Annotated in this window: 1 protein-coding gene; it reads right to left on the bottom strand. The window is 61.2% G+C overall.

The annotated features are described in order from the left end of the window. Positions 1-35 precede the first annotated feature (35 nt). Complete coding sequence (locus ACRC1E_RS13465; protein WP_438515603.1) at positions 36-2279, bottom strand: PhoX family protein; 2244 nt, start codon at positions 2277-2279, stop codon at positions 36-38. Positions 2280-2627 lie beyond the last annotated feature (348 nt).

Here is a 2627-nt window from a genome sequence, read left to right as displayed (position 1 = left end):
GTGGCGTTTTTGCGTGTGAAGACGCTGCTGCGGACTTAAACGCCGATCACGCCGCCATCAATACGCGTGACTACCACCGTGGCCGAACGCGGGCGGGCTTTGGATGCGCTGTCGGTCTGGCTGGCCGGCCAGGCGCTGCTCGGTGCCGTCAGCGTGCCGTCTTCACCCGGATGCTGCACATTGAAGAACAGCGTTTTTGCATCCGGCGTCACTACAATACCGGTGATTTCGCAGTCTTTCGGGCCGACCAGAAAGCGGCGCACGCTGCTGGCCGTTGCGCTCGCACCCTTGATGGTGGCGGTGCCGCCGGCTGCGGTGACCTTGCCGCCATCACCTACCTTGCCCGGCACGGCGGCCAGCATCATGCAGTTGGTGACATCGGTGTAAGCCCCATCATCGGTCTGTATCCACAGCATGCCGCGCTTGTCGAAATACAGGCCATCCGCGCTGGAGAAGTCGTTGTCGTTGCTAAGGCCCGACAGGTTGATATCGGCCGCAGCATCGGCCTGGGCGCCGAACAGGTAGATGTCCCAGGCGAAGGCGGTGGCGGCAACGCTATTGCCCGCCTCGCGCCAGCGGATGATGTGGCCGTTGGGGTTGCCCTTGTTGATTTTGGTCGTGTTGTCGGGATTGATGAAGCTGTCTTCGTAGTAGCGCGGGTTGGCAGCATCGGGCTTGAGCTGGCTGCCGGTCGGCGTGGCCGTGGTGGCGACACGGTTGCTGTTGTTGGTCAGAGTCATGTAGACCTCGCCGTTGAGCGGATTGACCGCGCCCCATTCCGGGCGATCCATCTTGGTCGCGCCAAGGACGTCGGCTGCGAGGCGGCAGTGTGTCACCACGTCGGCCTGATCGGCGAAAGCGTAGGTAGCGTTACTGCTGTTCAGGCCGTTCTTGCCGAAAGTCAGCTCCAGCCACTGGCCCGATCCATCGGCGTTGAACTTGGCGACGTAGAGCATGCCCTCGTCCAGATACTTGGCGCCTGCCGCCAGGCCTCCGTTGGCGTCTTTGGGGTCCCACAGCGCCTTGGAGACGAATTTGTAGATATATTCGTTGCGCGCATCGTCGCCGGAGTAGATCACGATGGGCTGGCCGGCTACGGCCGGCGCCGGCCACGCGCCTTCGTGGTTGAAGCGGCCGAGTGCCGAGCGTTTAACCGGCGTGGAGTCGGGGGCAAACGGGTCGATCTCGACCACCCAGCCGAAGGTGTTGATGGTGTTGCGGTAGTCGTCCATGGCTGTTAGGCCGGTGGCCGAAGACGTCCAGCGGGCGAACAGATCATCAGTGCCGGCGCTTTCCCAGGCATAAGGCGACGTGCGTTTCTGAGGCAGACCGTAGCGTTTGAGTGCGACGACTTCCTTGGGCGTACGCTTGGCATCGTCACCGTCGGCACGGCTGATCACATTGAGGTAGTTCTCTTCGCAGGCGAGGTAGGTGCCCCATGGCGTATAGCCGTTGGCGCAGTTGTTGTTGGTGCCACGGGTTTTGCTGCCGTCGGGCGAGAACTTGGTCTGTACCAGCGCATTACCCTTGACCGGGCCGCCAAATGCCATTTCGGTTGCCGAGGTGATGCGGCGGTTAAAGCGCGAACCGCGCACCATGGCCATCTCGTTGCCGCTGGCGCCACGTCTGACTTCACAGATGCTGACGCCGTGGGCGTAGATTTCCTTCTCGGCTTCGGCCGGGACTCGGGCACTGCCGGCGGTTTTGCCATTGGGGTGCAGCACGAAGGGTTGGACTACGTACTCGTGGTTGACGGCGAGCAGGCCGCGGTCGGAGCGCTCGGCCTGGTACTTGCCGCCGTCGGAAAGACCGAAGTAGTACATGCCGTCGTGGCCGTCGCCGATGCGGCGGTTGTAGGAATCGGCGCTTTCGCTGCCGTCGCCTTTCCAGTCCGGATCGCTGAAGTGCAGCGGGTCGCCCAGCGCATGCAGGATGGCCACCTGATAGCCCTCGGGCACGGTGACCAGATCAAGCTTGTTCTTGGCGACAGGTTTGAAGCCGAGCGCCAGCGGTGTGCTGCCGCCTCCGCCAGTACCTCCAGCACCGCCTCCTGTGCCGCTACCACTGCTGTCACCGCCGCTACCGCCACCAAGGCAGGCGCTCAGGCCGACGGTGCCGAACATCATCGCCGTGGTAGCACCCACGCCACCCATCAGGGTCTGGCGGCGGCTCAGGCGCACGGCGAGAACGTCGTCGATGTGCGTATTGGGCGAGTGGTTGACGATTTCGTTATCGTCGTAGCTTGTGCTGGCGTGGCTGGTTTTGATTGGGCTGCTCATCGGATACTCCTTGAAAAGTTGGGCGTAGCCGTCGCATTCTTATGCCATGGTGTTGCATGCGTGTGACACGGCAGAAGTCCGTCTGAATGCCATTTTCTGACAGCCGCTTTTACTGGGAGCAGAGCTTGCTGTTGCTGGTATCCAGTGTGTCAGGCGCTTGAGGGCCAGCTTGTTCAAGGTTTTGGAGTGTGGTTTTTATGGATGCATCTGCCTGATGCTGGAGTGTATCCATCGGCGCATTCTTGTTTTTTTGCATGCCAAAAGACTGACATGGAGTGGGCACTTATGGACTTCGATTTTTTGATCGCTAATCATAGGGCAGCCATTTCTGCAGCGCGAAGAATTTCT

Source organism: Craterilacuibacter sp. (genome assembly GCF_051659485.1).
In the GTDB taxonomy this organism is placed as follows: domain Bacteria; phylum Pseudomonadota; class Gammaproteobacteria; order Burkholderiales; family Chromobacteriaceae; genus Craterilacuibacter.
Note: the sequence above shows the minus strand (reverse complement) of the source record. Positions and strands in the feature narration are given on the sequence as shown.